19 protein-coding genes and 1 pseudogene are annotated in these 26,949 nt (G+C 46.1%); 4 read left to right on the plus strand and 16 right to left on the minus strand.

The window, feature by feature from the left end; all coding sequences use genetic code 11:
• Nucleotides 1-159: 159 nt before the first annotated feature.
• The 5 genes and pseudogenes from istA to AM1_RS35250 all read right to left on the minus strand — a co-directional run.
• Nucleotides 160-981, minus strand: a pseudogene (gene istA / locus AM1_RS43750) (IS21-like element ISAcma50 family transposase); the annotation flags it as partial.
• Between the two features lie 314 nt (nt 982-1,295).
• Nucleotides 1,296-1,862, minus strand: coding sequence for a histidine phosphatase family protein (locus tag AM1_RS35235; protein ID WP_012167912.1), 567 nt, complete (start codon nt 1,860-1,862; stop codon nt 1,296-1,298).
• Nucleotides 1,863-2,353: 491 nt separating this feature from the next.
• Nucleotides 2,354-2,878, minus strand: a complete 525-nt coding sequence (locus AM1_RS35240; protein ID WP_148216102.1) for a hypothetical protein — start codon at nt 2,876-2,878, stop codon at nt 2,354-2,356.
• An 853-nt stretch (nt 2,879-3,731) separates the two neighbouring features.
• Complete coding sequence (locus AM1_RS35245; RefSeq protein ID WP_049783907.1) at nt 3,732-4,496, minus strand: pentapeptide repeat-containing protein; 765 nt, start codon at nt 4,494-4,496, stop codon at nt 3,732-3,734.
• 952 nt (nt 4,497-5,448) lie between these two features.
• On the minus strand, nt 5,449-5,949 hold the full coding sequence (locus AM1_RS35250; protein ID WP_012167906.1) for a GNAT family N-acetyltransferase: 501 nt from the start codon (nt 5,947-5,949) through the stop codon (nt 5,449-5,451).
• Between the two features lie 79 nt (nt 5,950-6,028).
• On the opposite strand from AM1_RS35250, the gene AM1_RS35255 reads away from it, so the two are divergent.
• Entirely contained in the window at nt 6,029-7,153 is a 1,125-nt protein-coding gene (locus AM1_RS35255; protein WP_012167905.1) for an SMP-30/gluconolactonase/LRE family protein, read from the plus strand.
• 101 nt (nt 7,154-7,254) lie between these two features.
• On the opposite strand, the gene AM1_RS35260 is transcribed toward AM1_RS35255, so the two are convergent.
• The 4 genes from AM1_RS35260 to AM1_RS35275 all read right to left on the minus strand — a co-directional run bounded on the left by AM1_RS35260 (nt 7,255) and on the right by AM1_RS35275 (nt 9,641).
• Nucleotides 7,255-7,515, minus strand: a complete 261-nt coding sequence (locus AM1_RS35260; protein WP_148216103.1) for a hypothetical protein — start codon at nt 7,513-7,515, stop codon at nt 7,255-7,257.
• Nucleotides 7,516-7,603: 88 nt separating this feature from the next.
• Nucleotides 7,604-8,152, minus strand: coding sequence for a hypothetical protein (locus tag AM1_RS35265; protein WP_012167903.1), 549 nt, complete (start codon nt 8,150-8,152; stop codon nt 7,604-7,606).
• Nucleotides 8,153-8,155: 3 nt separating this feature from the next.
• Nucleotides 8,156-8,524: a hypothetical protein gene (locus AM1_RS35270; protein ID WP_012167902.1), complete on the minus strand. Its 369-nt coding sequence runs from the start codon at nt 8,522-8,524 to the stop codon at nt 8,156-8,158.
• Nucleotides 8,508-9,641 carry a hypothetical protein gene (locus tag AM1_RS35275; RefSeq protein WP_012167901.1) on the minus strand — a complete coding sequence of 378 codons (1,134 nt, stop codon included), beginning with the start codon at nt 9,639-9,641 and terminating at the stop codon, nt 8,508-8,510. Before AM1_RS35275 ends, AM1_RS35270 begins: the two co-directional genes overlap by 17 nt.
• Nucleotides 9,642-10,034: 393 nt before the next feature.
• Here AM1_RS35275 and AM1_RS35280 point away from each other — a divergent pair, with 393 nt between their 5' ends.
• The 3 genes from AM1_RS35280 (at nt 10,035) to AM1_RS38115 (ending at nt 16,317) form a co-directional block, all read left to right on the plus strand.
• Nucleotides 10,035-10,316 (plus strand): hypothetical protein, encoded by a 282-nt coding sequence (locus AM1_RS35280; RefSeq protein WP_012167900.1) that lies wholly within the window; start codon nt 10,035-10,037, stop codon nt 10,314-10,316.
• Nucleotides 10,316-14,350 carry a MobF family relaxase gene (mobF, locus tag AM1_RS35285; RefSeq protein ID WP_012167899.1) on the plus strand — a complete coding sequence of 1,345 codons (4,035 nt, stop codon included), beginning with the start codon at nt 10,316-10,318 and terminating at the stop codon, nt 14,348-14,350. The genes AM1_RS35280 and mobF overlap by 1 nt, the downstream gene beginning before the upstream one ends.
• Nucleotides 14,351-14,925: 575 nt before the next feature.
• A complete protein-coding gene (locus AM1_RS38115) occupies nt 14,926-16,317 on the plus strand; it encodes a pentapeptide repeat-containing protein (protein ID WP_012167897.1) in 1,392 nt (463 codons plus the stop codon).
• Between the two features lie 103 nt (nt 16,318-16,420).
• Here the strand turns inward: AM1_RS38115 and AM1_RS35295 are convergent, their stop codons facing one another.
• From AM1_RS35295 to AM1_RS35325, 7 genes are all read right to left on the minus strand, one after another.
• On the minus strand, nt 16,421-18,058 hold the full coding sequence (locus tag AM1_RS35295) for a hypothetical protein (RefSeq protein WP_012167896.1): 1,638 nt from the start codon (nt 18,056-18,058) through the stop codon (nt 16,421-16,423).
• 42 nt (nt 18,059-18,100) lie between these two features.
• On the minus strand, nt 18,101-18,523 hold the full coding sequence (locus tag AM1_RS35300) for a hypothetical protein (protein ID WP_012167895.1): 423 nt from the start codon (nt 18,521-18,523) through the stop codon (nt 18,101-18,103).
• A 42-nt stretch (nt 18,524-18,565) separates the two neighbouring features.
• Complete coding sequence (locus AM1_RS35305) at nt 18,566-20,359, minus strand: type IV secretory system conjugative DNA transfer family protein (RefSeq protein WP_012167894.1); 1,794 nt, start codon at nt 20,357-20,359, stop codon at nt 18,566-18,568.
• A gap of 68 nt (nt 20,360-20,427) precedes the next feature.
• The gene (locus AM1_RS35310; protein WP_012167893.1) at nt 20,428-20,796 is read right to left on the minus strand and encodes a hypothetical protein; all 369 of its coding nucleotides are present in this window, start codon (nt 20,794-20,796) and stop codon (nt 20,428-20,430) included.
• The gene (locus tag AM1_RS35315; RefSeq protein WP_012167892.1) at nt 20,793-23,399 is read right to left on the minus strand and encodes a hypothetical protein; all 2,607 of its coding nucleotides are present in this window, start codon (nt 23,397-23,399) and stop codon (nt 20,793-20,795) included. Before AM1_RS35315 ends, AM1_RS35310 begins: the two co-directional genes overlap by 4 nt.
• 222 nt (nt 23,400-23,621) lie before the next feature.
• Nucleotides 23,622-26,105 (minus strand): tetratricopeptide repeat protein, encoded by a 2,484-nt coding sequence (locus AM1_RS35320; RefSeq protein ID WP_071820034.1) that lies wholly within the window; start codon nt 26,103-26,105, stop codon nt 23,622-23,624.
• Between the two features lie 48 nt (nt 26,106-26,153).
• Complete coding sequence (locus AM1_RS35325) at nt 26,154-26,582, minus strand: hypothetical protein (protein WP_012167890.1); 429 nt, start codon at nt 26,580-26,582, stop codon at nt 26,154-26,156.
• Between the last annotated feature and the right edge of the window lie 367 nt (nt 26,583-26,949).

Consider the following 26,949-nt stretch of genomic DNA (forward strand, 5'->3'; position numbering starts at 1 on the left):
AATTAAGCGAGAGGGGACTGTGTAAAGGACACAGCGGACGGCAATCGTGCTATTGCAGCTGACTTTGGCACTGCGCACTTCATAATCAGGAGTTCGGTATCTGGGCAAGGGCTGTAAGGTGGGCAGCTCCAGTGCAAACTTTTTTTGGCACTTGGCATTCAGCTTGGCGATGACTTGCTCGATGAACTGCTGATACTCAGCTACCGAGTCAAAGTCAAAGCTGCCTCGACGATACAGGGCTTGGCACAGGCGTCGTTTGAAATAGCCATGAGACCCCTCTATTCCGCCATTCTCATGAGAGACACCCAGATTGTTGCGTGTTGGCTGCATCCGGTAATGGTCACACAGAGTCGAATACAACTGGGTCAGCTGGGGATTGCGGCCGCCAGTATTGCGATAAGCCGCACTCAGACTATCGGTACGATGAATCTTGGGCACGCCACCACAGGCGGTTAGAGCATTTTGTAGCCCTTGGGATAAGCCGATAAAACTTTCTCCGCCTTGAATCACCTGCACGTACTGCCAGCCGCTATAGCTCAGTCGATAGTGATACAAGATATGGTGAAAGGCTTCACCCTGAACCGTCACACTGAAACCTTTGAGCTGAGCGAAGTCTGACTGTCCCATCTCCCCAGGATGATGTTGAATTTTGAACATCACTTCTTTGGGCTTGCCATGAGCTGCCTTCCATTTAGCGGTTCGGCGTTGCACGGTTCTGATCTTGTCATCATATTGCCCAGGATGGTTCTCTTGTAAGGTCTCAAATAGAGTAGTCGCTTCTAATCGAGGCTCACGCTCTAACATCGGCTCAAGTTCTAATTCCCATAATCCATCCAGCGGATCTTCACGGGTTTTCCAGTCATGAGGGCGGCCGCGTTGGGGACGATGAGTACCACTATCAATGCGGTGGGCTGTGCGGGTAGAAATGCCAGCTTTAGCAGCTGCTGTTTCTTGAGAAGAGCCGGATTGTTTTGTCTGCATATAAAGATGAACCTGTTGAGGTTTAATAGGAGCTGGCACTAGAGGTTCCTAATTGCGTAGGAGTACAAACCCTAGTGTCTTTCCTGTATGGGGATATAAAAAATCGAAAGTGACTGATGCTCTCTCTGCAGATGTGATCTCTGGATTGAACTAGATCCTGATTCCTAGAGAAGACTATGCAATTGACAACCTCTGTCTACGTAATTGTCACTCAACTATCATAGGCGCTCATCTCTAAGCGCATGCCTATCGTTTTGGATAATTCTTCTTCAGTATTGTCCTCTCTGGGAATGGGTTTGAGATAATTTTATCAGTCAGCCCAGGCTATAACTTGTGCAACCCCAGTGTTCCATTTTCGGTATTCGGGGACCACACCATCCTCGTTTTTTTAATTCTCTAGCAATAAACAGATTGGTGATGCCATGGCCAACTAAAACAACAGAGCTAGCTTCATAAGATTGCTGTTCTAATAATTCGGCAGCTTTTTTCACTCGTTTTTTGATGTGGGCTTGAGATTGAGCATGTGATGAGCAACCCAAACTCAATAGCAACCTATCCAGAAAAAGCCATATATGAAAGGGTAAACGAATATTGATGGGACACTCAAGCCAAAAATCTACTTCACGAAAAATGGGATCACTGACAGGAGGAATGGTAGGTTCAAGGATTTGGGCAGAGTGCATCGAACGAGGAATATCGCTTGTGAACACTAGTTTTGCTGATTGAACGAGTACTTGAACATCACCTGTAGGAAAGGAGTCACTGGCAATCTTAGCTGATTGAATTCGATTAATGACCTGTGGTAACTCGTGACCACCTATCCACCCTTGTGGAGTGATGGTAGGTTTCCCATGTCTTATCAAGGATATGGTTCTGCTCATATCTCAGAAGTCTATTGTTCATCACTAAAGATAGGCTAGCTCACAATGGAAGATGCCAAATTTAGTTACCAAACTTAGTAGGTAGGCTTGGGAAGCGTTACTAGAGGGATGCAAGGCTAGTCGGAAGCGGCAGGTGGTTGAGCTACCAGCCGATCTATTGGGTGTAGCAGCTTAGCCCTTGGTCTTATTCACAAGAGTCCATATCCCCTTAGCTATGAAGCTTAAAGGGTTACTACTTTCGTATTGTCTTGCGATCGCAAAACCGCTCATTCCACATTCCCTCCATATCAGACCTTAACTAGTTAATATAAATCCCCTGTAGAATCTGAGATTTTATCGCTTCAAAAGCAGTCAACGGTATTTCACAGGTAGAATTGCAGAGCTTTCTAAGCAGCATCTCCAGCAGTCATGTGGATTGTCGCTGCATAAATCATCTCTACCAAGGGTTCGGAGTCTTTTAACTGGAGAAATTCTAAGGAATGAACCACTCATCAGTTGGCTTTAGATTCCTTAGTAGCTGCATGATAAAGAGGGGTGGCGATGGTTCCAAGTACGTTCAATACGGAAAGTATACTAATCAGCTTCCATGATGTTGAAAAATTATCTGGAGCCATAATGTTTCCCAAAAGCACCATGGAAAACATGGCAATAATGCCAAGGGTCACATATCGCACATTCTGGACAGTCTGATTGGTTGTATGGATCCTTAATAACAGAGAACAGTGAGCAAAGGCGACTGCAACAACGAGGAAAGAGAAACGAACCTGGAGCAATTCTCCCCAGTTGTTGATTTCTTGATTGGCTAAGATAGCCAGATTATTCACGAAAGCCCAAAATCCGCTAAATACTGATACTGCAATACCTATCTGACCAAATCTATGGTGTTGTGGATGACCAATTAAAGTCGAGCAACACAAACCAGTCATACTGTAGGTTCCTAGAGATACTGTCGTAAGCAAGATAGTGGCTTGGCTGGTATCAAAACTAGATGTAATCAGGGAATAGATAGCGGTCAAAGCGCCAAAAATCAAGCACCCAATTAGACTAATTAAAAATAAGCGTCGATAAACAAACCCCTGTGTCGGAAGTGAGTCAGACTTCTTAAGGTTAGCCTTCGACTTTGCAGAAAGTTCTGAAATCGGTGGAGGTGGTACCAAGATATCTGCGCTACAGCTGGGACAGGTCATCAATTGTCCAGATTGCCCATTGCTTGTTTCGATTTTGTAGCCGCAATAGGTGCAGTGAAATTTCATGTTGACCTGCTCTGAGGTGCGGTTTTCTGGATTCGTTCTTTATAAGCAGACTGAGTATAAGGATCATTCCTAGACCCAATGTGCCCACATGATTGGAATCTATGATTGTTCAAAGACATCCCATTATCATCAGCTTGCCCTAAGAATTGACATAGTTGATCGTTGGGCTAGTATTCTATATCTGCTGTTTAGACATAGAAAACCCACTAAATCCCCTTCTGAATCAAAAATCTCATCACCCTAGGCTGTTCACTGAAATGAGATTCATTGAGTACCACTGTGAAATCTTTGCCCGAAGTATTAGAGTAATAGGCCAGTTCAAACAAAAAAACTATCGTTGGTGATGCTAATTACGAGATTTACTGACCCGAAGGGTCACTCTAGATCAACGGTCATGATTCATCCACAATTACTGAGTAATACAGAATCCGCAGAGATTCCAAAAGTTTGAAAGTCTGGGTGAAATGAATAGGTGTAATGTCGGAGTGTTGGTATTGTTCAAGAGTTCGCATTGCCTCACTCCTAATCCCCAACACCACTTCCCCAAAACCTGCTCAATGGGCGAAGACACAGCCGCATCCTACCCAACAGTCAAGGCATATGTCATGCTGTTTTTTTAACAATCACGATCAGGATTATGCTTGGAGCCTTTTGGAAGTTTAGTTCTACATAAGAGTGCTTTACCAAGCTGCTGATCAGTCCATTCAGAAACGTTTGTAAGAATAGCATTTGTCAGGTTAGCGGATTCAAAATTAGCCCTACCAAGAGAAGCTTTACTCAGGTTAGCTTCGCTCAAATTTGCTTTACTCAGGTTAGCTTCAAGAAGGTCGGCTTCAGCAAGGTTTGCACCCCGCAAATCAGCATCTTCAAGATGGGCCTTATACAGTTGAGCATTGACCAGACTAACATCTTGCAAACCGATAAATTGATCTACCGGATCTTGGCTTACTTGTCGCGCAATAATCACCTTGATGGCTGCCTGTATATCTTCAGAAATGGGTTCGCTCTGAGCCTTATCCCTATCTAGGGGTGATTCTTTGGCAATATAACTGACCAGAAATTCCATAATTGTCCAATGATCACTTGGGGAATCCTGAGCTATTTTTTCCAAAGAATAAATCCCCCCAATTCGTACCAATGGATCTGGATTGCCGAACAGTTTAATTGCTTCTGCAAATCGATCTGAAACACTTCTTTGTTCTGAAACAGCAAGTTGCTTTGTTGCAATTGATCGATCGAATACGGAATCTTGGTAATTCAGAAACAATCCGAAAGCAATAGCAGTGCTCCCCACTAAACCCAATAGAGAAATAAGAACCTTAGCAGCTTCTCGATTATCTTCCTGGAGCAAAAAGTTCCATACTTTATTAAAAGTCATCATTCTTTTATTGTTATATAGTCAAATAGAAAACAGCCCCCCTTAAAATAGTTTGATGAATTGTCCATTAGTCAGTTTTAGCGGAGAATGGCTGTAACAGCCGCTTAAGGCATTTACTGCCAATCTTGATTAGGACTAACCACACCAACCTGACAATCTCGCCAAATCTAAAATATCCTCTTTTGGGAATATAAGGCTGGTTCGATTGGTAACTAGATGCAGCCAGAGCAATGATCTGGATACTGACGATTGCCAAAATCCTATAGATCAATGGAACTGACTTAACCTTGATCAAGCAGCCAGCTTAGGCTTTGAGAATAGAGCACAGTTATTCATCTCTACCTCCATAGTCCAGTCTGGATAAGAGTTTTTAACGACTTTTAAAATAGCCTCGCACTGATTTCAAAAAAAAGTGTATGTGAGTCATAAAGATGAAAGCACTTCTGTACATTTCTCTATCGCTTCGGCAAAAGTTCGCAAAATTTCATCTATTTGTCTGTGAATAGACCAGGGGGAACAACACCTTCCCATTTAGCGTTGAATTAGAGTTTGGCATTTGTTGAAGTCCTGGCATAGGTGTGGGTTATTGAATAATCTTGCCTAAGCAATATGAATTCTCTAGGGATTTCAAAAGACTGAGTTGTGTTTAGGTGGATAGGTGAATGATCGAGATAGGTAATACAAAATCCGTCGAGAATTTGAAAATGTGAAAGACTGAGTGAATTAATAGGTGTGATGCCGAGGTGTTGGTATTGAGTTGCGATAGCGGGGCAACACTCGGAATGAGATCCCAACACGAAACTCATCTTTACGGTTCCAGCGGCTGATACAACAGCGGTAGCAGCGAAGAAAAGTCAAGGGTCACCTTGAAGTACAAGCCACCTAAAAGGAAGCCAATCAAGACACCGTTGCTGGTGTGTCCAATACTAAATGGCCTATTTTAGGCCAGCCACATTTAAAGTTTTTGACACAGCCACACACTTGGAATCTGGACTGTAAACCCAGATTTCTCATAAGCTCGACGAGCTGGGGCATGACTTGGGTCTCCACCCGTAGCCACCGTTGCAACTTGCATCCCTGCTTCTTTCATTTTTGAGATCACAAAGTCATACATGATGGTGCCAATGCCCCTTCCCGCATGGTTGGGGTTTACGGCGTTAAGTCCAATCTCACCAACTTTCCGATCTAAGTTGAGTTGGAAAGAGATAAAACCAACGACTGAGCTATCAATCACAGCAGTATAGACTTCCCAATCAGAGTCAGGTGCGAGTAATGAGGCAAGAAGTTCGCCTTGTGCTTCATCTTCATGCGCTTGAGCCAAATTGTAGATCTCATCCCCCAAAATTTTACGGAATGAGGCAAAGACAGGTGCGAACGCTGCCTTTCGTATATTTTCTAAATAAGGGAGATCAGTTGAGTTCGCTGAGCGAATTACAACATTTGGTTTAGAGCCCATATTCGCTATTTCTCGGGTTCTTAGACAATACCCCTAGTTATAGCTATTGTTCTTCACTTTTTACTAACCAGCCCCTACTATGTCACGAATATCAGTCACTACGAAGCGAGGCAAGTTCAATAAGTCTCTATGGCTACTACTAATTATTGCCCTTGTTGCTCTTTACCTAATTGCCTGGCCTGTACCCATTGAACCTGTCGCATGGGAGGCACCATCCAACCCTGGCTACAGCGGAGCATTTGAATCCAATCAGCGTCTCAAAGATATTCAGAAATTACCTCTAAGGGACAATCATGGCCCTGAGGATATTGCCCTAGATAGCCAAGGACGTATTTATGCCTCGACCCATGAAGGTCGGATTGTGCGACTGCTACCCGATGGTTCAAGCTCACAGAATTGGGTCGAAACGGGTGGTCGCCCACTGGGCATCGATTTTGACAAGAGTGGTCATTTGATTATTGCTGATGCGTTTCGTGGCCTTTTATCCATAGCAGAAGACAAAACTATTACAGTGTTGGCCACTGAAGCGGACGGGGTACCAATTAGCTATGCAAATGATGTAGACATAGCCGATGACGGCAAAATTTACTTTTCAGACGCTTCTACAAAATTTGGGGCAAAGGAATGGGGAGGCACCTACGAAGCCAGCCTTCTGGATCTGATGGAACATGGAGGTCATGGAAGACTGTTAGTTTTTAACCCTACTGATGGAAGTGTTCAGACACTATTAGACGATCTGAACTTCGCCAATGGCGTTGCGCTCAGCCACGACCAAACGTATGTGCTAGTCAATGAAACGGGGAATTACCGAGTGATTCGTTATTGGCTCAATGGCCCCCAGAAAGGTCAATCTGAGACCTTTCTCAAAGACTTACCGGCTTTCCCCGATAACATATCCACGGGGCTAGGCAATCGCTTCTGGGTGGCACTGGTTTCTCCTCGAAGTGCGGTATTAGACCAACTATCGAATAAGCCATTTATGCGCAAGGTGATACAGCGTCTGCCAGCATTCCTACGACCTAAAGCACAGCCATATGGTCATATTATTGCTGTTGATGGCAGTGGTAACGTTGTTCAGAATTTACAAGATCCACAAGGGACCTATCCCCTGAACACAGCCATAACTGAAACGGAGGAATATCTCTATATTGGTAGCCTGGTAGCACCAAATATCGGACGTTTATCAAAGCCAGATGATTTTTAATCCTAAGGAACTTTCAATGAGTTAGTTGCCAAACTCAACCTGAAATTTCTTAGGTAATACAAAATCTATAGAGATTCTGAAAAATTGAAAGACTAGGTGATTTAATAGGTGTGATATCGGGGCTTGGGTATTGGGGCTGCGATCTCAGCCCCAATACCCAGCTCACAAACCTGCGGCCTTATCATTGATTGGTCAACACCTTGCGCTCCGAACCACCGAACCGCAACCACCAGCAAGGATTGAGTGGGTCGGAGCAGATGGCATACTTGGGCAGGTTCACTCCCACGATCAAGCCAGAGCCAGCTAGGAACACAACCAAGAGGATAAGGATTGCTGACGAGTTCGCCATCAGGGATAGGCACCGATTAATTTGGTTGATAGTTCGCTCATGCCCCAGAAGCTTCAGCTCCCTGGCTTGGATGATAGATACCTCGTCTAAGGCAATCGCTCTCATTCGGTGGGCAATGTCTCGGTAGATGAGTTCGTCGAGGCTGGCAGCGCTGTTTGCTTGGCTTGAGCCGCTAGCCGCTCTCTTAGCCTGGAGGTGAACGGCCCAGGCTTTTTTGCTAACTCGTCTGGATCCTCCACAACTGCTTTTTGCACACGGGCATTTGCAAAGACGTGGTTCAGCCGACTCATGTAGGCACCCAAAACAGCCTTTTGCAGATCATCGCCATAACCATCAAGGGTCTGCAGCACCCTTTCCCCATCCTCATCCGCGATTTTCTCGGCGCGCTCCAAGATATGGTCGGTGCCATCTGACTTTTCAGCAACTGGCTCAGCTTCAACGGGCACCACCTCTGCCTGTATTTGCTGCCATGCTTCGGTATAGGTGATTGCTCCGCTTTGCTTGTGCTGCACCACCTCCTTCAACATCTCAATATCTGATTCAGAGAATTCCTCTGTCTCCCCTAGCCCACAGATACCGCGAAGTTCAATGAGGTCTTCTTTGCTAATCTGTAAGGTCTTGAGGGTCTTGCTAAAACTTTGATTACTCATTTTCTAGTCAAACTCCAATTCAGGTTCATCTTCGTCTGGTTCACAATTTTGAGGGGACATATCAGCAGAGGTTGTTGCTTGCACCACCTGGCTAGCAGAAACATACCCATTTTTTTGGCATTGGTTCAGGGCTTCTCGATGAAGATCCCGTATTTCATGAGCTGATGATTCGATAGCATTTTGGATATCTGCCGCACTCCCTCCCTCAATCGCAATATGAATCGGTTCAAAAAGATCCACTAATGCCAGCTCAACTGTCTTCTTGAACTTAGAGCCATAAAAACTCCTTGCACTTTTAATGATCAGCTCTTGCTTAGAGCCTGAAATCGGTTGGCAGCGAATAATAATGTTTGTCCTATTTGGCTTGGGCATATTCTTTTACTCCTTTGGGTGTCCAGGTGCGCCCGGTTACGTGTAGATGCAACATCCAAACATCGATGGCTCTATAGGCCCACTGGGTATTAATCTCTTCAAACTCATCCGATAGCTGCTTGATAGCCCCATTGAGGGGTTTAAACGCACTACCAAACAGGGCCTTGAATCGGCTTTTGTAAATGGGGGCATTCCCACCCACCAAGTAAAACGCTTGGGCCTGCTTTATCCCCCGGTCGCTATCAATACGTTGCTTAATCTCACCCCAATTTTTGTTGAACCCTTCCCTTGTCTGAGTCAGTTTCTGCTCTAAGCGGTGGGGCTTGATGAGTGCGGCTAATTCTTTTCTGGCCTGGTCTTGCTTGTTGGGTTTATCCATCAATGCCAGAAACCGGAAGACGGCTTTTGCCCCCTGCACATCATCCGTAAAGTGCATCACTGAATTCACTATCGAAGACATCCCCAACCCTTCAAAGGTTTTGGACTTCGGGTATGCCAGGGGTCGGCCATCCTCCACGGCAATAAAGTTGGCATCCTTATGACCGCAGACTCCGACATAAGCTGTGATATCCGGTGGGGGTATCGTTGCCATCCCTGCCCCCTCCATATACCCCTTGGCATCTACAGCCGCAAAATCAATATGGCGACCGTTGTACCCAAATCCACCCAGCAGGCACGAGAGGAGGTCACTCTCCAAGTCTGCATACTCAGTCCACTCACTGATCGGTAGCATAAAGTTGATGACGAGCTTGACCCGATCTGGGGATAGCTCTGGGACGCGATCCAGGGCCAAACCCACGAAAGCAAGAACCTTGGGGACCAGCAGATCGGCCTTACTCATGTTTGGGTCAGTCTTCGTCCCAGCATGGCCAGGGATTTCCCCCACAATGCGGAAGACCCAATCGCTACCCTGCCTGAAGGTCACCCGTGACGTTTTGGTTGTACTTCTCCTCTTGTCGTTTTCATAGTTGCTCTGCATTAAGAAGCCAACATTAGGAGGTTGATTGATAAATCCCTCATGGGTTCCTCCATCAAAGTCAGCTAAGAAAAATCCACGGGTTGATGATGACCCGGTGTCAATGTTGAGATGCAATATTGCACCCTGAGAAAAATTCATTGTGACGCTCCAAAAGTTTCAAAAATCTTTCACGTCACAACATTACCCAGAATAAAAAAAGTTGAACCCAAAGCACTGCACTGAAAATGCATTGTTGTAGTCAAAAAATGCACTAGATTTGCAAGGTTTTGCACTAGGAATACACTACATAGCTTCAAAAATGCACTAGATTTGCATGGTTCTGCACCGAAAATGCACTCTAAAAAAATCCTGGAAAAACACCCCTCAAATGCAGTCTAGGAGTGGATTACAGCGGATGAAAACTGCGGATCGTCGGAAAAAATTTTAATATATGCACTACGCCCACCTTTTGGGCCATCGCGAAAATTCCGAAAAACAGAAATTCTGGGTAATGTTGAAGTGTGGAAATTTTCTTAGTGAGAGGTGATCGACATGAGCCAAACTCGATATAAGACAAAAGTTATTTATCAAACTTGTAAATATGATCATCAAGGGCAGAAGTATTGCATCAACCCGAAAGTGGTCGAAGATAAAACTCAGCCCATCAAGGGTGTGGAAGTGCCAATCTTAGGTGAAATCATTCCGCCTCCTCCGTTTGGTCTAGAAAGCTATAGCGATCTGTTCTGGCTCCTCATCGCTAGTGTGTTCTTCCTGAAAATCTTCCCCAACCCAATTGCAATCATGATGGTGTTTTTCTCTCCATCCCGACGATAATGTTCCGCCCAACGCTCATCAACAAAGGCAATGCTGCAATTGAGGAGTATTACACCGAAGACGAAGCCCTGAAGAACAGTGAGGACGAGTACTACGCACCTGGCAAAGATCCGGTCATCACTCCCTGCAAGTGGTACGGAAACGGCGCAGACAGTCTGAATCTCAAAGGTGTCATCAACCAGAAGGTTTTCAAAAAACTGTTCTATGGGCACCACCCTGAATCAGGCAAACGCCTTCGCAAGAAACCCACGAACGGCCAGGAACGGTTAGGGATTGATCTCACCTTTGGACCGGGTAAAGAAGCCTCGATCCTCGCCTTGGTCGGTGGGGACCGTAGAATCATCGATCTGCATGAGCAAGCCTTGCAGAAAGTCTTCGATATCTTCCAGGCCCGGTACACTCAAACCCGTGTCAGATATGGGAATGGGCAGCGTTCCTTAGTCAACACCAACAGTTTGATTGGTGCCTTCATCAATCACGCCACTGCCCGCCCAGTCACCATTGACGGTAAAACCTATTCAGACCCAGCCCTGCATACCCATATCGTGGTGATGAATGCCACCCAGATTAACGGGAAATGGCAGTCTCTATCGAATGAAGCGATATTTAAATCCCTGTCTCTTGGTTCCATCTACCGTCACTTTATCGACAAGGGTCTAGCAGAGCTGGGGTATACCGTGCGGCCTGATGGCAGTATTGAGGGACTTAGCCCTGAGACAGTTTGGCATTTTAAGAAACGGACTCAGGAAGTTGAGCGGTATCTGAAGAAGTATGGTCTAGAAGATACCCAGGAAAACCGCCAGAATGCAGTCCTGCGAACCCGCAACAAAAAAGAAGACAACACCAATATCCCTGAAAAGATGAAGGGATGGGTTGAGGAGCTGGTTATCAATAGGTTCAGGCTTCCCAAGCCTGCTAAGAAATCCACCTGGGTTCATCGGCCTGAATTAGCGCGTAAATATGTGGATAGCGCCATTGCCCATCTACAGGAACGCAACGCCGAGTTTTGCCATGAACTCATCGAGCAGTGGGTCTTCGATCAGCGTCCACCCTTCACCTATGAAGAGTTGCAGACTGAGATTGCTAACCATCCTCAACTGATCCGCACAAAGAATGACACCTATACCACTCAGTACGCCTTGGATCGGGAAGAGAAAACCCGGCAACTTTGGGCTGCTGGTCAGCATAAATTCACCCCCATCACCACGGGTAAGATTGAGTTCAATAAGATGCTGAATGCAGACCAGCGTATCGCTGTACGCAGTACTCTCGCTAGCAGCAATCGGCTGATCATCTGGCATGGCCTGTCTGGAGTGGGCAAGACCACGACCCTCAGCGAACTCCAAAAGCATATCGAAGCGATTAACCCTGATATCCAGATCAAAGGCTACAGCCCCACCACTAAAGCAGCAGGGGTGTTAGCCGAAGAATTGGGCATTGAAACCACCACCGTCTCTGGGTTGATTACTCGCAGGTTAGACACTACTCCAAACCAGTGGTGGATCATTGACGAAGCCGGGATGAAATCAGCGGAGCAGGGGCTTGAAGTCTTGAAGCGGGCTGAAGCCGTCAATGCTCGTGTGCTTTTGGTCGGAGACATCAACCAGAACAGCTCTGTCAATGCGGGGTCACCTCAGCGTTCTTTGATGAAAGCTGGAGCAGAAACCTACCACATCAAAACAATCCTGAGACAAAAACGCATTGTCCAGCGGCGGGCAGTCGAGCTGGTCAGCATTGGAAAACCCCTGGAAGCTTTAAAGCTACTCAATGAGTATGGTCACGTCACGGAGGTCGCAGATCGCAGGGACCGGGCCGCTCAAGTCGCCCAGAAATATCTAAGCCTGAAACCCAAGGAGCGCAAACAAACTCTAGTGGTTACGGGCACCCATCGGGAACGAAAGGCAATCACCACCCTGATCAGAGAAGGGCTACGTGCTGAAGGTGTGATCAAGGGGGAAGACCAGGCGCTTCGGCAGTTGGTGGACAAACGGTTAACTACAGAACAGACCCATCATCTCAGGTATTACAAGACCGATGATTATGTCATTCCCAATGATAATTTCTCTAGTCGGCTCCAGAAAGGGAAGCTCTACAAAGTAGTTGGCGTTGATGAAGCCTCTGGGGTCGTCCGTGTCGTCTCTCAAGGGGGGCAATACTCCAGCTTCGACCCAGCCAAGTTGGAGAATAAAACCGTCTTTACCGCTCAGAAAATCAATGTCTCCGTGGGGGACCAGTTGCGGTGGACGAGAAATAACCTGCATGGCAACAATGGCGACCAGTTCAAGGTGACAGCCGTCGAGGGTCACAGAATCCAGATTAATCACAAGAAATGGATAGACACCTCCAAACCTTTAGAGCTGGATTATTCGATCACCTCAACCACTCATGCAGCCCAAGGCCAAACGACCTACCGAGTTATCTTCAGTGGAACGATTGATCCCACTTCATCAAGAGAACCCTTCTACGTTGCCATCAGCCGACAGAAGCATGAGCTGTACATCTTCACCGAAAACTACGAGGGCTTATGCCAACAGATTCAACGGTCAGCCGCTCAACTTAATCCCAGAGAACTACTAGGGCTAGATGGAGAACTGGAGCTACCTGAATTTACTCGATCCGCATTCTGGACACCTCAAACGGCAATGGCCGAGCCTCCCAAGTCAGGCATTGCCCCTCACCACTGGGAGGAGCTGATCGAAGGATCAGGGATTCACCCTGATTTCATTGAGCTAAATTGCCACAGCTTAAAGGGTGATTCAGTTTATGAATACCTGCTAGAAGACAAGATTGCAGGGCTGGGAGCAGGCCAGGTCTGGGTTGCTGACCAGCAGAAGGCGAGGGCAAGAATAGAGCATTGCTGGGATGGAGGATTTTGGATCGGGGCGGGAGTGGAGGCCCAAAGCCTGGATGATCCAATACTTTCCACCTGGGGCAGCTTCAAACCGGATCATCCCCGCTATGACAGCAGTAGAGAACGCTTTCAGAAATATGAGCATCCCCAAGGCAGAAGCAGGGGGATTTTCCTGACTGAGGTTCCAGACTGGTTTAAAGAATATATCTGCAAGAAGTACGACATCACCTCAGCTCTTGGCGATCACTTCTGGAAAATCATTCGAGACAACCCTCAAATTCCCATCAAGATTACTGAGGGTGGCAAGAAAACCCTATCCATTACTTCTCAAGGCCATGTCGTCATTGGTCTGCCTGGAGTCAATGCCGGGTATCGCTCTAAGGATGACGAGGGCATCAAATTGCCAGAGCGAAGGCTAAACCCAGATCTTGCTATCTTTGCCGTGCCAGGTCGAGAGATTAAATTTATGTACGACCAGGACACCAAACCCTCAACCGTGGCGAATGTTAGGCGTGACATGGTTCGCACGGGAATGCTGTTAGAGGACAAAGGCTGCACGGTTAAATTCAGTAAGTGGAGTAGCCTCTACAAGGGAGCTGATGATCTAATCGTCGGAGCTAGCCCCGAAATGCTGGAGCTTGCCATCGATGCCGCTCAACCTTTGGCAGTAGCAACTGCTAAGCACTACGAACATGAGTATCAAAAGCTCTATGAGTTTGTGGTGAGAAGGGATGGCGAACTCCCCCACAAGGTGATGAACCTGGAGATCTTTATTGAGGCGTATACCAGAGGAACGACGAAGGATGCCTACAAAACCATCGAGGCCATAAAGCCAGAATTGAATCGCGAAGAGCTGATGAAAGCTGCGCTCCAGCACCAAGACAAAAAGCGCAATGCTGCTACCACAGTTGTCCCCATCCTTGAAGAATTAGCCAAGACAAAAGGCACCAAGTACCGCCATACCTACCAATACCGTGTAGACAAGTGGCTGATTGCTTCGGGTAAGCGTGGGCTGACAGTGAGGGACACTGCTACGGGACGCATACTCCTACAGACAAAAATGGGCCGACTCACAAGAGTATCGGCCCGACCAGGGGTAATTAAGTTGTTTAAATCCACCGTCAAACAGGCTAAGGTTAAGCCCATTCAGCAAGTGCAGAAGGGCAGGAAATATAGCGCCTAAGAGCGATAGCTTTCTGTTTATGAGGCTATATTCATAAGCTGCTGTCGATTTAGTCAACTGCCCCGCTGCAAGCAGACGGGGTATGGAATACGATTTGCTCCCTAATCGTAGATTTGGATTGCAATCCCATTTCTTCGCTGCAAGCAGCGGGGAATCTACCCTCACTAGATTGAAGCGGAGTTTTCCCAGGTATAACTGTGAATACCTGATGGAGAAAACTTTTGGGCTTTAGCAGTAGAAGGCTACAATTGGTCAGGTAATGGTTTCCCTTGCTCAAGAAACAATCCAGTAATCTGGTACCAAGCATGGCCAAATGCGGGTCCACTTCACTCCCTACCCAGCCATGACACACGGAACTCTAACCATAATGATTCGTGAGTAAGAATCGAATGTGCCTTGTGTCAGCTTATCTGCAGTTCTTAACAAAGTTCCAAGACAATTACTTTGTTTAAAAGAAGGTCAACGACCGCAACGGGTAAAGAATCATGGGTGGAAAGGACAAAGGAGCAAATCCAGGGGAATGCGAAGGAAGGTGCTTATATACTTCGAGTCGGATAATAGCTTGAGGATAGTTGATGCAAAATCAAGATAAACCAACTTTAAAGCTCCCAATTAAATCTATATTTTATATATTTCTATTAATTGGGGGAATACAACTTATTTCTCAACTTGACAGACTTATAAGGTGCAACTTTATTAGCATACGAAACGTAAATCAATGTACGTTATATGGCCAAACAACTTGGGAATGGCTAAAACTTTTAATTGGTCCATTAATAGCCATAACCGGAGGTTTCATTCTTAATGGATACTTCAAAAATCGCGATGAAAGGCGCTTAGATAAAGCTAAAGAAACTGAATTAGATCAACTAAGACATGAAACTCTGATTACTTACTTTAATGAAATATCAAACTTGTTGTTAAACAAAAATTGGCCTAAGTATGGGAGAAATACAAACATCGAAGAAAATCCTAACTTAACGATAGTTGCTTTAGCTAAAGCAAGAACATCATCAGTATTAAACGAAATCAATGGAAAACGAAAAGGTTCATTATTACTCTTCTTACTTGAGTCAAAAGTATGGCAGATCATTACTGATATTGATGGAAATTCTAGTTGGGCAAATTTAAGTTTTTGCGACCTAAACAAAGCCAATTTAACTAGGATTAATTTAAGTGGAGCAAATCTTTCTGAAGCAAATTTAAACTTATGTAATCTATCTGAAGCTGAACTTAGCAACACTATCATGATCAACACTAAGCTAACGTCAGTTGATCTTAAGAAATCTAATCTAAGTGGAGCTAAGCTGATAAAAGCTAACCTAAGAAGAGCGAATCTCAGCGATGCCGTCCTCGAAAATGCAAATTTTAAGGAAGCAAAACTTACTGGTGGGATTCTTCTTTCAGAAGGCAAAGTTAAATTTTTTTTATTTTATTTTTCCTTGCGGTTTTATTCACTTCTTGTAAGAACCTATCCCTTTAGAATATCGAAATACGCTACCTATAAATCTGATAAAATACGTGTTTATATAAACTATCTTTTTGGGGCCAATCTCAAAGGGGCCAATCTCAAAGAGGCTTATTTAAGACATGTTTCTCTTCTTGGAGCTAACTTAGATAGAGCTGATCTTGAAAGTGCTAACCTATCACAAGCAAATTTAAGTTTCGCTAACCTTAGAGGGGCTTCCCTTATAGAGGCCGACCTTAAAGGAGCTTCTCTTATAGGGGCCGACCTCAAAGGGGCTGACCTTAAAGGGGCCGACCTCAAAGGGGCTGACCTTAAAGGGGCCGACCTTAAAGGGGCAAATTTATGTGACAAAAATATTATCAAGCCTATCAAAATCACGACAGGTCAAATAAAAAAAACCTTTAACTGGGAAACAGCCCTCTATAAGGAAGATTTCCGTAAAAAACTAGGACTCCCCCCTACCCCATCATCTAACCCACCAAAAGAAGAATCAGAGTAAGCACACCCAGGATATTCCTCCCCTATCCCTTCCCGAAACCAACAACCAAAACGGGTCATCTACCAAAAGACAACCCGACAATGAACCCAATATTGCTTGCCCCTCAACGCCTAGCCGCTGCTGCAACCTTCGGCTTTGGCTTATGAGCCTGAGCTTTGACCTTGGCTTGCTTGTGAGCTTGCTGTTTCTCCAAACCCTGCTGAGTCGTTTTAGCTGCTGATATAAGCTTGTCTTTCACTGCCTGGGGAGCCTTCTGATTGAACTCTCCATTTTTATACACGGGCTGCTGAGTGGTCTTATCGACAATCAGCAAAGAGTTACCCTTGCTTCTATGAAAATCGAAGTTTTCACCCTCATAGATGGTGGTGCCTTGGGGAGTTTGTTTTCCTTGTTGGGCCAAAACATATGTTGCAGTGGCGGTTAGAGCTTGAGCCTGCCAGTCCATCGCTTTCTCACCCACAAACTGTTTAGCCTTATCAACATTCTCGCCAACAGTCGCTTTGACTTGGTTGATCTGATCACCCGCTTGTTGCTTCAATGCCTGAGCCTGATCATAGACAGGCTGAAGTCTGTCAATCACGGGCTGTAAGCGTTCTCTCACTTTTTGCTTGAATGTCTCAAATAGCTCAGATACCTTGGCCTTGGCCTGATCGATTTTCTCTCCGAGGTTCTGTTTGATTTTCTCGAAACGATCTTTCATAGCTGATACAAGGTTTGATTGCCATTGGTTGAGACGAGGGTTACTGAGCTGCGGTTTAGGGGCTTGCAGTGCTGCGATCATCTCCTGAGCTTTCGCTTGTTGTTGTTCTAAATGGGCAACATTGGACTCTAACCCCGAAACGGTTTGCTGCAAGTCCTTGATCTCGGTGGCAAACTCGGCTTTGATAGCCGCACGAATCTGATCCGTGCTAGTTTCCAATGCGGCTACTCTGTCCTTCATGGAAGGCTGGTTTAACCGAGCTTGCACCGCTTCTGTAGCCGAATCCAAAGCACTTTTCATCCGGTCTTGGGTGTTCTTAACCGTCTGGGAAACCCGATCAAATTGCTGAGGGGCTAGATTTCGCATCTTTTCTTGGGCGGCTTGAGCATATTCACCACCCGCTAACTGCATCTGGGTAAGCAGGGATGGCGTATCTACGGCTAAAGCCAGGGAACCATCTTGTTGTGGAATGGGTTGATAATCAACCTGAATATTCTCACGCAGGTAAGCATTGGCCTGAGCCACGAAGTTACTAGCATTCTGTTTAGCTCGTTGACCCGCTTGCTCAATAAATTCATTGACGACAGGGCGGATAGATTGGTTTGGGGAGGGGAGTTGATCTGGTTCAACTACAACTGCATCTACCTCTATGGCTTCTGGCTCAAGGGATTCCAATTGACTCATAGCCTGATCGACGACTTGATCAGGCTCCATGTCCCACGGATCTGCGACGGGTTGGCGAACGACTTCTCCTTGTTCAGTGGTTGCGATCGCATTCACCTCTACCTTGGCATTCTCTGGATCTTGGACTGCTGTTTCAACGGCTTCCAGATCGTCTGGGGTCGTGGTTTCGGGAAGCAGTTTCTTATTGCCAACTTCCAGGTCCTTGAATGCAGCCCTCCCCCATTCATCCCCCTTCTTGACGAGCTGCCATGCAGCTTGACCCAACTGTTGCAATAGCTCAAGGGGAGTCAGAAGGATTGCCTCATTGGCCCGCTCAACTTCCTGTTCATTGCCACCATTCTCTAAAATGTCTGCCATTATTCTTTATCTCCAAAATTGCTTATATCGAGAAATATGGATTTAGGCTGCGACTAAAGCCAATACATCCTTTTCAGTGGGCATCGGGGGAAGCTCAAGCTCTCCCGTCAGATCTACGAGGATTCGCCCTGCAACCTGGATATAAGCCCACAGGCCATTGATGCGGAAGCTTACACATTCACTATCAGCGGGTTGAGCGTAGGCATTCGGATCAAAGCCGATCAGCTTGCCCCCTCGATATTGGATAGCGGGGGAATAGGCAACATCCCCGTAGTAGATCTGCATCTCATCAATGACGGTATTTTTAGGCAATGCATCACACCCCCGTTGCTCCAGGGTTTCAATAGCATTGTGATGAGAGTTGGGATATTGGGCATACAACTCAGGAGTGCTAATTCCCAAGCGTGTTAGTGCCTGTAACTGCGTTTCCGTGAACGTTATTTGTGATTCGGTTTGTTCAGACATAGATGTAGGTTTTGAATGCTATGTCAGAACATTACCCAGAATTTAAAGGGCTGAAATTCCAATCGCTAAGATTTCACTGCCGTCGTCTTGGGGAGATGAGGATTGCTGCTGTTCGGGTTCAGGCTCTGGCAATGCTTCTCTGGCACGGGTTTGATATCGGACCAACTCTTCATCGGTTTTAGCGAGGGCTTTGCTGTTCGCCCGTGCCACTCTGCGATACCGATACCATTCACTAATCCCCTGTTTGATTTCCTGTTGCTCCCACTGGGGGATCACTGTTTCATAGAGGACAGGGATTCTCGCCATCTTTTTATTTCTAAAAGCTCGGTTCAAGTAGTAGAACTGTCCTTGGGGGAGACCCAGTAATTCTTGTAGTGGCACCAGATCCTTCAGATGAGGCTGATTACTTTCGGAGCTGGATGAATGCTTACCTTTTGATTTGGATTTACTCTGAGACTTGATTTCTTTTTGACCAAACTGTTTGCTGTAGTATTCTGCGGGTTCGTTGGCGTTGAGCTGACCAATGACCTGTGTTTTGCAGCCCTCTATCAGGCCCATTGCAGCCTTCTCTCCATAGGTGCCTTTCAAGAAGGAGAACCCTTGGCTAGCAAACACAAAAAATACGCCATTGGAACGGGTGACGGTCTGCATCTCTTGGACACCGCACAGTTTAATCATTTGGCATTCATCCAGGAAGAAGCCAAGGGGCTGCGTTCTGGCCCGGTAAGCGTTAGCTAACATAAAGCACTGGATCGTCGTCGCGATCATCGGCCCCACGCTGGCCTTCAGTTCTGGGTTGAGTCGGAAGATAACGAGGGTCTTACCTTTAATTTCTAAGTCAACGGTGGAGTCACCGCAAAACGTAGATACATTCGCGGGAGTGAACATGCGGTTGAACTGAAGGAGGGTTGTACCCGCAATGCTGGCCCCCGTCTCCGCTGATTTCTCAGATGCCAGATATTGACTGAAGGAGGATCTGAGATATGGGGGAAGATCTAAGGATCTAATCCCCGCTGCTCCAATTTCGACAATTCGTTCCAAGAGGTAGAACGCCAAGACAAAATTAGCGTTGGGGTCTAGATAGAGTGCCAGCAAGAATACGGATTGCAAGAGCTGCTTCGCGGCCAGGGGGAAAAACTCATCTCCATTATCAGCGGCTGTTTTCGCTAAGTTCTCGCTAAGGACTTCGGCAACGACTCCAGCCCCATCTTTATCTTCATAGGCTTCTCGGCCAAACCGAGAGCGGATCATCTGATAGATATTGAAGACATCCGAGTCGTCGTATCCTGGTGCAATTATTTTGACTTTGTACCCGTGAAGCCTGGCATAACCCGCAATCTCTGAAGAGGGGCAAGTGGAGGTCTCTGACTCTTCATGACCTTTGGCATCAAACACTGCCAGAGGATAGCCCAGCTTGATCATGCATCGCTGGAGAGGATTGAGAAGTGAGTAACTTTTACCTGACCCCGTTGAACCTAATGCAACCAGATGTTCTTCAAGATGAGATAGTATCCACGAATTGACATAATCTCTGGGAATGAATATCTCTCTAGCTTCCTTATCAACCACCACCCCTTTAGGTTCTCCCACCCACAAGGCAACTTTGTTGCGCTTGCGCTCCTCCATCATGTCAAAGCCATAGGTCTTAGCTTTCTTTACCTCTTTCGGAGTCGCTTTACGGGCATCGCCAAGCTTTTGCTTTTTACTGAAGCCGTCTTTGAAAATCAGCAAAATGATGAGTATTAGAAACAAACCACCCATCAAATAAACCTGGAAGTCAATCTGAGGCCCAAATTGTTGAGGGGGCTGAGGGGGTTGCTCGGTATGTTGTGGCATAGGTGAAATTTCCGAAGGATATCTCTATCGGAAACTTACCCAGAATTAGTATTACTGGTCTTGATGTCTTATCGCTGCCATTGTCGCCATTTTGGATTAAAAGCATCAAACAAAGCTTCAGCTTCCTCAACTGTCATACCGTTCTCACGAGCATAAACATCGACAGGAGGCCAACCTCGCATTGAATCAGTAACAACAACCCAACCTTGATCTGAGTTACGTAGCGTTGCTGAACTACCAGCATGTCCATCAGTCCAACTTACTAATGCAAAATTCCCTACAATTGCAACTTTATTAATTACTGCTGAAGGAGATAACGCAGAACTGGCAGTAGCAATTACTTCCTCAACTTGATCATTTGATTGGACTTGCGCGATCGCAACTGGAGAACTCAGAACAAACATTAAGACAACTGCACTCAATATTTTCCCAATCATCTTGTTACTCTCCATATTTGTGTTTGAGGATTGTCAGACAAGTATCTTGAATTATCATACGTTCCATCAAAATTCCTATCTGAAACCCAACTAAACGATGCACGACCAGAAGAATTAGACAGAATCTGACTACAGCCTACATTCATACATACACCAATGTGTTGATAACCTTTTGAAAGGGCAATATCTCCGGGTTGTGCTTCAGAAGGATTGACTTGCTTACCTCGGCCAGCAGCAAACTTATCAGCCCAAGTCGGAACCCAATCAGTCTGCATAGGCTGAATTCCTGCTCTAGCTAGTACATGATCTACAGACCAAGCACAAGCTTGATTCCCACCTTCAGGTCCACCTGATGTATCAAATCCCCGCATTTGCTTAGCCGATTCAAAGATAGCGTTATTGATTTCTCCCGCTTCCGGTGCTGGACCTTGAGCAAAAGTGGCTGAGCCATTGGTGGGCTGGCAGAAAGGAACCCCAAAAGATGCAGTGGCACCCGTTGGAGTAACCGGAGCATTGCCATTAGGACCATAGACTTCAAGGGCAACTGGATCATTCCACTTCACATCTTCCGCTCCTCCAGGGAGACTGGTGAACTGATTACGCCCCAACAAATAATCAGCAGCCTCAAAATTACCTGAACGAATATAGCCGATGATGTCATGGCCGACTTCCTGACCATAGATATCAATCCAAGCTAATGCAGCACGATCACGCTCTTCTTTGCTTTCAGACCAAGCATCAATACCTGTCCTAGTAAAAAGCGTATTTCGACTCTTCTCGATGAATTGATATTCACCATATGCACCCGTATCAGGATGTGGCCCAATATCAGTTCCTCCAGTAGATTCACCATACGCAATGCGGGCTAGATATTGATTGATATGATGTTGTTCACTGTTTGGAGGTGAGCTACCATCAGCACCACCAGTCGTCTGATTTGAATCGGTGGTATTGTTCGTTTGTGCTGAGGCAACCAATGTAGGTTCCCGGCAAAACTGCTGTTGACTGGGCTGGAGATTACGGATTGCATCAGGAATGCCCCCAGATCGAGCTAGAAGCAACATGATTCCACCTTCTTTAATGCGCCAGGGGGTTGGAATCCTGATGAAATGAGGGGTGTAATGACTCCCAGTAATTGGATCTGAATAGCCAAACTGCCATGCCGTGGACAACCGGGCAGATCCCACCTCATCCCCTGACCCTTCCCTCATGTCTTCCAGGTACAGCTTGACATTGCCTGCCACCCAAGGCTTAATCCCGGTGACCTCCTTGCCATTGGCTATAATTCTCAACCAGCCTTGCCCACCGGGCACCATCTGATCTGGCCCTTGAATCCAGGCTTGCCCTGATAACTTCGTGGGTTCGCCACCCCCATCAACATTGTCCAACTCAAAGTGACGACAGTTCTTGGTATCTTTCCCATCGATTTTGCAGGGTGCAGGTTTAGGAATTTGGTCTTTGGTCCCACCACTGATTACATAGTCGATGTTATCGACCACTGCGGCAGCATCGGTCGTATCAATTCGCCCCAGCAAATCCAATCGAGTGAAGCTCAACGCTAACGCTAAATCAATCTGGTCAAGCGGTACATCTTTGAGGCCAGGGACTTGATTGAGGGTCTTATCTTCAGAACCGGGGATATCCTTAATCGCTGTCTCTCCCACACCAGGAGCATCAGCCAATCCCAGCTTATCGAGGGGCAAGGTTCCAAGGGGTAAATCCTTTATTGCTTTGGCGATTTTGGGATTCTTCATCAACTCTTTGATCAGAACTTTGGACCCTTCTTTGATCGCTAAATCCTTAGCCTGCTTTTTGACGGTATCCCAATCCCCGTTGATAATCCCCTGAGTTAATGGGATGAGCTGCTTTAAGGGCAGTTTCCGCAGACGATTATTGACCTTGCTTAAAGTCTTCGCTAGCTTGCTCCGTTCCTCTTCTGTGAATACGTCACCCCAGTCTCCCTCTATTAAATCTTCAGCAGGGATATCTGAAATCTCTGGGTTAGACGCTTTCTGTTCGATAAAAACAATGTCTGTTTGATCAATGGGTTCATGTAGAAGCGGTTCGTCCTCGTAGTATCCAAATGCAGATTGCACCACTGCGGGGGCTTCTTCTAAAGATTGTTCAGCCGCACCAGGATTAATTTGCAGATACTCTCCCACTGTCATTGTTGATGCGATTGGAACCTCAGACAGGGTTACGGTTGCGGGGTCTTTGCCACTGGCTTTCAAAACCTCATTGATATTCAATTCCGTAAACTGCTTAAACTGCGGATGATTTTTCAGGTGTCCGATCTTGAGAACTTGATCTGAGCTTGCGTTTGCGGGCCATGCCCCATTGAGATAGGAGGGTGCTTGGGAACCTGCGGGCAATCGAATACTCCCCGCTGTTTCAGAGGCTGGACTATTGGCAAAGGTCGGTGCGACGACACCAGATGGGTCATAGTACAGGCCTGGTATCGTGCCTTCTTCCTGGGTTTGAGTATTTTGATTAGCAGCCTTTATGGACTGCTGGTTGATAATCTGTGCTACTGCTGGGAACGATTGTAGGGTGAGTACAGCAGCAGGTAGTAGGCTGAATATTCGTTGGGGATATCGAGGCATGATCAACAGAGTTGAGTGACAGTCTGTTGAAACTTACCCAGAATTTTGGGATCAGGATTGGTTAATTTAGTCTAATTTTTTAGCCCAAATGTACAGTACATCGCTATTTGCACAGATGTACAAAATTAGTGCTCCGATTGACGAATCTGCTGGGTTTCAATTTTTGCCAAATTCCAGTTATTCAAAATTACTGCACACCTAAGTTCATTATTCATCAAACAGTTAAGTATCCAACTCCTTTATTTTTTTACAGCAATCGTCAAAATTGCTCTGAACTTTAAATGTGTATGGATGTTCATCACCCAAGAGGTTCTGGAGTATATTCAGGCTTTGTTCGTAGAGGGATTTCGCTTTGCTGTACCGTCCTTGGATATCGTAGAGTTCTGCCAGGTTATTGAGGCTACGAGCAACATTGGGGTGTTCGTTGCCCAAGAGTTTCTGGAGCATCTCCAAGGATTGCACATAGAGGGGTTTCGCTTTGCTGTACCGTCCTTGGATGTAGTAAAGTTTTGCCAGGTTATTGAGGCTTTGAGCGACATCGGGATGTTCGTTGCCCAAGAGCTTCTGTCTCATCTCCAAGGCTTGGTCATAGAGGGGTTCGGCTTCGCTGTACCGTTCTAGGGTGTAGTAGAGGAAGGCCAGGTTATTGAGACTTTGAGCGACATCGGGGTGTTCGTTGCCCAAGAGCTTCTGGCACATTTCCAAGGTTTGGACATAGAGGGGTTCGGCTTCGCTGTACCGTCCTTGGCTTTCGTAGAGTCCTGCCAGGCTATTGAGGCACACCGCGACATCGGGATGTTCGTTGCCCAAGAGCTTCTGTCTCATCTCCAAGGCTTGGTCATAGAGGGGTTCGGCTTCGCTGTACCGTCCTTGGCTTTCGTAGACTGTTGCCAGGTTAATGAGGCTTGTTGCGACATCGGGGTGTTCGCCGCCCAAGAGCTTCTGTCTCATCTCCAAGGCTCTGTCATAGAGGGGTTCGGCTTCGCTGTACCGTCCTTGTTTGTAGTAGAGTGTTGCCAGGTTATTGAGGCACATCGCGACATCGGGATGTTCGTTGCCCAAGAGCTTCTGGCACATTTCCAAGGCTTGGTCATAGAGGGGTTCGGCTTCGCTGTACCGTCCTTGCCTGTCGAAGAGTGATGCCAGGTTATTGAGGCTTGTTGCGACATCGGGGTGTTCGCCGCCCAAGAGCTTCTGGCACATTTCCAAGGCTTGGACATAGAGGGGTTCGGCTTCGCTGTACCGTCCTTGCCTGTCGAAGAGTAATGCCAGGTTATTAAGGCTTTGAGCGACATCGGGGTGTTCGCTGCCTAAGAGCTTCTGTCTCATCTCCAAGGCTTGGTCATAGAGGGGTTTGGCTTCGCTGTACCGTCCTTGGTTGTAGTGGAGTAATGCCAGGTTATTGAGGCTTGTTGCGACATCGGGGTGTTCAGTACCGAATCTTTTTTTTGCCTGTACCAGGCATTTTTGTCTCCAGGGTAAAGCTAAACCATAGTTTCCTTGCCCTTCATAATATCGACCGATACCTTGAAAAGGTAGGATCAAGTCATCATCACTGAGATGGTCAATCCATTTTCTGATAAGTTCCTCTAGATGAGGAATGCAACCTTTTATCTCAGTAATTACATCAATCGTTGGACGTTCATCAATACCCTGTTCAATACCCACTATTCCTCTGCAATAAGCCGTTTTGAGGGATTCCCCCTTGTCAGTGCGCTCATGCAACTTAATCCGAAAGAACTCCTTTACAATTTGATGGAGTTGATAGGTACTCTCTTCCACTCGTTTGAGTAAATTTCTATCTCTTAAACCTTCATCTCTAAGGTCTTCCAGATCATCATTATCCTGATCAAATAGACACTCTTCAACCAGATGCCAAGGAATCGGTGCAATCGCAAACATGCCTAATAAACAGGCAAGTTCTTGTTCTACCTCACTTAGTTCTACCCAGCTCAACTCCAATGCAGAAGCTACCCCTAACTGAGCCGTCATCCCTGATTCTTTGGCAATAAGAGCTTTCGCTGTTAGTTTCTTGGATTCAAGACGCTCAACTAGTTTTTCAAAGGACCAGTCTAATTTTCTCGCTAGAAATCGTCCCAACAATTCTAATCCTAACGGTAGGTTACCCACCCAACCACATAGGGTTTTAGCAGCTTCTAGCTGTGAATAAATCCGGTCTGGTCCCACTAGCGTTTCTAGAAGTGCCAAGGCACTTTCATCATCGAGTTCTTCAATGGACAAAGACTGCACAGAGCTACCCAAGTTCAAACGAGTTGTCAGCAACACTTTGAACTTCGGATCTGAGGGAGGCAGATAAGGCTCAACTGCATCAAACTCAGTTACATCATCGAGAACAACTAGCACATCCCCCTCTCGCCAATGTCCCCAGGAATAGTCAACCTGGCCTTTTTCATCTAATCCATCTGGGAGAGTAATACCCAGCTTGGTCTGAGCAAACGACACAATTTGGGTTGCGATCTCTTGGTCCCTGGCTCTTAGCCAGCAAAATCCACCGGGGTATTGCTCCTGTTCTAATTGAGCTATGGCGTATTGCAATGCCAGCTCTGTTTTACCAATGCCCCCCATCCCAGCGATGGCTGTAATCGCAATCCGCTGGTTGTTTTGTAATTGCTCGCGAAGGTCTTGAAGCTTTTGGTTACGGCCAACAAACTCCTTGACACCACTTCGGGGAAGGTTAGAGGGAATGCCAGTAGGAGGATTTAACTTTGCCCAGTCCCGCTCAGGCGACTCTAGTCAAACGGTCTTATTGATGGTGATGTTTTCACCTTGAAAAACCTCACCACCTGAAATGCTGTTTTGGAAGTTGGTTCCACCGTAGTTATTTTGAACTTGGGTGTTTGTGTCCTTACTGATATGAAAATTAATTTCTTGGGCTATCTGCCGTAATTCCCCAGCAAAGGCTTCATCTAGCATTTCTACGCCTAGCAGAGTAGCGACGGTTTCAATTGCCTTTTGATTACCTTGTTCTGCCTGGGTTAAAGCCTGTCCTGCCGCGTCATGCTTACCACGCAACCTATCCCAAATCTTCTGACGGAGCTTTCCCATCAAGGTAAGGGCATCAGCAGTAAACTGTTGTGCTGCTTCACCAGCGCTGGATTTTAGAAACTCTTGAAAGGCAAGATTAGCAATTACAGCGGCTGTTAGGGTAACTGGTTCAGTCATGGCTTTTTGTCTGGCAGATATCGTTAAATTATCTGGGGAAAGCCATAAAATTACGCGGCCCTTTAGCAAGTTTTGATAATCGATTGACTAATAGAGAATCGACTGATCGGAAGAAATAGTGCAACTAATTCCTTAAAGAATTTAATTTTCTCTCAGAAACAGTGCATCCATCTCTTGAAAAATCATCCTTGAGTATCATTACCTATAAATCAACAGAATACTCTCTGAGTTCAGTTTGTAGCGATTCAAAGTTGTGCAGCTAATTCTATAAATTGCTCATTCTTGTGCATACAAAGGGGTCTTGTCCTCTTTTGGTGAAACAGAAAAAAGTGTTGTAATTCTGCTCACAGATAAGAACTAAACAAGG

This window comes from Acaryochloris marina MBIC11017, from assembly GCF_000018105.1.
GTDB classification, from domain to species: Bacteria; Cyanobacteriota; Cyanobacteriia; order Thermosynechococcales; family Thermosynechococcaceae; genus Acaryochloris; species Acaryochloris marina.